Origin of the sequence: Nocardiopsis chromatogenes YIM 90109 (genome assembly GCF_000341185.1) — a bacterium.
GTDB lineage: Bacteria > Actinomycetota > Actinomycetes > Streptosporangiales > Streptosporangiaceae > Nocardiopsis_A > Nocardiopsis_A chromatogenes.
In genome coordinates this window covers 1-4724 of record NZ_ANBH01000203.1, presented here as the reverse complement: position 1 = coordinate 4724, position 4724 = coordinate 1, and the positions used below count along the sequence as shown (strand labels likewise).

4 protein-coding genes and 1 pseudogene are annotated in these 4724 nt (G+C 77.4%); all 5 read right to left on the bottom strand.

Going from position 1 to position 4724, the window contains the following annotated elements; genetic code table 11:
• Positions 1–27 precede the first annotated feature (27 nt).
• Positions 28–828, bottom strand: coding sequence for a putative hydro-lyase (locus D476_RS0119535; RefSeq protein ID WP_017625618.1), 801 nt, complete (start codon positions 826–828; stop codon positions 28–30).
• Positions 829–1751: 923 nt separating this feature from the next.
• The gene (locus D476_RS0119530; protein WP_083939578.1) at positions 1752–2717 is read right to left on the bottom strand and encodes a 5-oxoprolinase subunit C family protein; all 966 of its coding nucleotides are present in this window, start codon (positions 2715–2717) and stop codon (positions 1752–1754) included.
• A gap of 205 nt (positions 2718–2922) precedes the next feature.
• Positions 2923–3534, bottom strand: coding sequence for a 5-oxoprolinase subunit B family protein (locus D476_RS0119525; RefSeq protein WP_017625616.1), 612 nt, complete (start codon positions 3532–3534; stop codon positions 2923–2925).
• A gap of 30 nt (positions 3535–3564) precedes the next feature.
• Complete coding sequence (locus D476_RS0119520) at positions 3565–4362, bottom strand: LamB/YcsF family protein (RefSeq protein ID WP_017625615.1); 798 nt, start codon at positions 4360–4362, stop codon at positions 3565–3567.
• Between the two features lie 76 nt (positions 4363–4438).
• A pseudogene (locus tag D476_RS33875) lies at positions 4439–4724 on the bottom strand (hypothetical protein); the annotation flags it as partial.

The window sequence follows — 4724 nt, the reverse complement described above, 5'->3', positions numbered from 1 at the left end:
GACCACTGACCCCTTGGAATCAATCATCTAGGGCACCTGGTAGTCGGCGTCGCGGGCGTCGGTGACGGCCATGTGGCCCGGAGCGTGGCCGATGGCGAACTCCGGCGCGGAGGCCGCGACGGCGGCCTGCGGGGTGACCCCGCACGCCCAGAAGACCGGCACCTCACCCGGCCGGACCTCCACCGGGTCGCCGTAGTCGGGGCGGGACAGGTCGGCGATGCCGAGCCCCGCCGGGTCGCCGACGTGCAGCGGCGCGCCGTGGACGGCCGGGTAGCGGGAGGTGATCCGCACCGCGTCGGCCACGCGGTCGGCGGGGATCGGCCGCATGGACACCACCAGCGGCCCCGACAGCCGACCGGCGGGGCGGCAGGGGCGCGCGGTGCGGTACATGGCGACGTTGGTGCCGGTCTCGATGTGCCGGACGGGGATTCCGGCCTCCAGCAACGGGGCTTCGAAGGTGAAGCTGCACCCAATGAGGAAGGACACCAGGTCCGGCCGCCAGTGCGCGGTGGCGTCGGCGGTCTCGGCGGCGAGGCGGCCGTGCTCGTAGACCCGGTAGGCGGGCAGGTCGGTGCGCAGGTCCCCGTCGAAGAGGGGGGAACCCGTGCGGCCGTTTTCGGCGACGTCGAGCACCGGGCAGGCCTTGGGGTTGCGCTGGGCGAAGAGGAGGAAGTCGAAGGCCCAGTCGCGGGGCAGCGCGATGAGGTTGGCCTGGGCGTAGCCGGAGCTGATGCCCGCCGTGGGCACCCGCAGCCCGCCGCGGAACAGGGCGCGCGCTTGAGCGGGCGCCAGGGACGCCGCGTCGTCGGGGAGTGTGGGTGTGGGCATGTCCTCTCCTCACAGTGGTTCGTTCCCGCCGCCCGGACCGCCGATCGCGGCCGACGGGCGTTCTCCCGCTCCGGGACGGCGGTGCCGACCGGGCCGCCATGAGGCCGACTTCCCCCGGGTCGATACGGGGCGGGCCAATCGGACCGATCTGTCGTTGCAGGATCGGGCGGCCCGCTGTCGGCGGGCCGAAGGCCAGGGCACCGATGCAGGCCGAGAGCCGCCTCTGTCCCCCATTCGGCGGCCGCTGCCGCCCTGGGCGGTCGCTCTTCGGCCGCCNGCGGGGGCGCCGGTCACGGCACCGGCACTGAGGCGGCCGCCCCAAGGCCGTGACGCTCCGCTGGGCTGGTCGGACGGAAATTCCACCACTCCAGCGGACGTGACATGGACCCGCATCTGGGCCCAGCGCCAACAGCGGCCGCGCCCGCCGAAGGCCACACGCTCCAGTGGGCACCACCCCTCGGGGGCGGATGGCGCTGCGGGACTCTCGGCGGCCGTGACCGCCAACCGGCAGGGCGCCGGTGAGGGCACCCAGCGACCGGGCGAACCCCGCCGCTCCCGCAGGTGCGGTCCGCGCCGTCCGTACCGGCCGGGCCGCTCCGCGAACGCCCCGCGCGCCAGGTGCTCGACCAGGGTGAAGGCGAGCAAGGCGAACACGGTGTCGGTCATCGGCACCTCGATGTGCCGCCCCTGCCCGGTGCGGCTGCGGCAGACCGGCGCGGCAGACCAGCGCCGTCGGCCCGGAGGGGAGAGCCGCCCCGCGGCGGTGGCGATCGCGCCGGACCGGGCGGACGGAAATTCCCCGGACGCGGCCCGGAGTGATCGCGGCCCTTGAACGGCGCGGCCTCCCCTCGCCCGGGTCGGCCCCGGCGTTACACCTCGGGGCGTTCCGGGCGTTCCGGTCCCGCCCCGGTGCGCGCCGCCCCTCATGGGCCGTCGGGCGGCTGCGCGGCGAACGACAGCCTCGTACCAGGGCGGGCCTGGGCCGCGCGCGGCAGGTCGGCCGAGCGCACCACCGCGATCACCGGGTAGCCGCCGGTCACCGGGTGGTCGGCCAGGAACAGCACCGGTTCGCCGTCCGGCGGGACCTGCAGCGACCCCGGCACCATCCCCTCGGTCGGCAGCTCGCCCCCGACCGCCCGGGGCAGAGCCGGGCCCGCCAGACGCATGCCCACCCGGTCGCTGCGGCCGGTGACCTCGAACTCCCGGCCCAGCAGGGCCTCCACCGCCTCGGGGGCGAACCAGTCGTCGCGCGGCCCGAGCACCACGCCCAGCTCCAGCCGGTCCCCGCCCACCGGCGGCTCGGGCACCGCGTCGAGCACGGGGAACGCACGGGGCGGCTCCCCCACCGGGAGCAGGTCCCCCGCGCTCAGGGGCCGGGGCCCCAGCCCCGACAGCACGTCGGTGCTGCGCGAGCCGAGCACCGCGGGCACGTCCACGCCCCCGCGCACCGCGACGTAGCTGCGCAGCCCCCGCGCGGGCGGGCCCAGTCGCAGCTCCTCCCCGTCCCGGAGGCGCAGCACTTCGGCGGTCGCGGCGCCACGGCCGCCCACCCGCACCGGGCACGGGGCGCCGGTGACCGCCACCCACACCTCGCCGCGCGCCCGCAGCGCCAGGCCGCCCATGGTCACCTCCAGGGCCGCCGCCCCCTCCGGGTTGGCCAGCAGCCGGTTGGCGCGGGCGTAGGAGGCGGCGTCCGCCGCCCCCGACGCGCCGACGCCCAGCGCCGCATGGCCGTGCCGCCCGGCGTCCTGCACCGTCGCCAGCGGCCCCGGCGCGAGCACCTCCAGTGCCCGGTCCGCCACGTGTCGTCCCCCTCCTCGTCGTCCCTGCCCGGCGCGCCACCGCGGCGCGCCCGGCGACGGCCCGGCCGCTCCGCTCCGGGCCGCCATCGCGCCGTTCGGGCGCCGCCCTTCCAACCGTTCCTATCGCGGGCACCTTCCGTGTTCCGCCGGGCGGTGTGCCGCGATACACCAGCACCCGGTCGCACGGCCCCGTCAGGCCGCGCCCGTCCCGGTCTCACCGGCCCCGCGCCCGCGACACCGGCGGCCGCCCCCATCCGTCCGACCGGTGGTCCCGGCACCGCCCCGGCCCGGTTCAGACCTCGCGGAACCGGACGCGGGTGCCCGGCACCAGCAGGCCGGGCGGGTCCCGGTCCAGGTCCCACACGACCGCGTCGGTGCGGCCCAGCAGCCGCCACCCCCCGGGGGAGCTGCGCGGGTACACGCCCCCGAACCCTCCGGCCAGCGCCACCGACCCGGCGGGCACCCGGGTGCGCGACTCGCCGCGGCGCGGCACGTCCAGCCGCCGGTCGTCGCCGACCAGGTAGCCGAACCCCGGCGCGAACCCGCCGAAGGCCACCGTCCAGCGGGCGGCGGTGTGCGCGCGCACGACCTCGCGCTCGGTCATCCCGGTGATCTCGGCGACCTCGCCCAGGTCCTCGCCGTCGTACTGGACGTCGATCTCCACCTCGCCGCCTTGCGGCAGGGCGCCGGGGCGGGGCCGGAGCCGCCGCACCGCCTCGGCCACGGCCCGCACCCCGCCGGGGGCGTCCGGAGCCACGCGCAGGAGCACGGTGCGTGCGGCGGGCACGGTCTCGGCCACGCCGGGAACGGGGTCCTCGTCGAGGGCCGCTTGCAGCGCAAGGGCCTCCCCCAGGTCGGCGACCTCGACCAGGACGCCGGAGTCACCGCAGGTCAGAACGCGCATGCCGCCCCCGTCGCGGTGGACGCGGCTGCCTCACGCATCCCCGCTCCCGCCTTCCCGTCCTCCCTGCCCGCCACCGGCGAAGGGCGCCAGCTCCATGCCCTCCGCGCGCAGGGCCTCGGCCACCGCCCGGGCCGTCTCCACCGCACCGGGGGTGTCGCCGTGCACGCACAGTGACTCGGCCTCGATCCGCACCGGTGTGCCATCGACGGCCGCGACCGGCTCGCCGCGCACGATGCGCGCGCAGCGCTCGGCGATCTCGTCCGGGTCGTGCAGCACCGCCCCCGGCTCCCGGCGCGGCACCAGTGTGCCCTGCGGGGTGTAGGCGCGGTCGGCGAAGGCCTCCCGCACCGGCCGCAGACCGGCCTCCTCGGCCGCGCGCAGCCACGCCGAGCCGGGCAGGCCCAGCACCGGCAGGCCCGGGGCGATGTCGCGCACCGCGGCGGCCACGGCGGCCGCCTGGGCCTCGTGGTGCACGATCGCGTTGTACAGCGCCCCGTGCGGCTTGACGTAGGCGACCCGTCCCCCGCAGGCGCGGGCGATGCCGTCCAGGGCGCCGATCTGGTACAGGACGTCGTCGGCCAGCTCCTCGGGCGCGGCGTCGATGAACCGGCGGCCGAACCCCGCCAGGTCCCGGTAGCCCACCTGGGCGCCGATGGCCGCCCCGGTGCGCACCGCGCCCCGGCAGGCGCGGCGGAGCACGGTCGGGTCCCCGGCGTGGAAGCCGCAGGCGACGTTGGCGCTGGTGACGATGGCCAGCAGGGCCTCGTCGTCGCCGAGTTCCCAACGTCCGAAGCTCTCGCCCAGGTCGGCGTTCAGGTCGATGCGCACGGGCGGTCCCTCCTCCTTGTCGTGGCGGTCGGGGGCGGTGCGGGGCGGGGGGCGTCCCCCGCCCCGCACCGCCGTGTCAGGCGGTCCAGAGGGCGGCGATGCCGGACAGGGCCTTCCACCCCATGTACACGGTCAGCACCCACACCGCCGCGCCGAGGGCCAGCAGCCAGCGCGGGTAGCGGTAGCCGTGCAGCAGGTCGCCGGACCGGCGCCAGCCGACCCACAGCATCAGCGCCAGCCCCACGGGCAGGATCAGGCCGTTGATGGCGCCCGCCATCACCAGCAGGGTGTCCGGGGCCTTGCCCAGCAGCAGGTAGGCGGCGGCGGAGACGGCGATGAAGGCGGCCACCACCCAGGTGCTG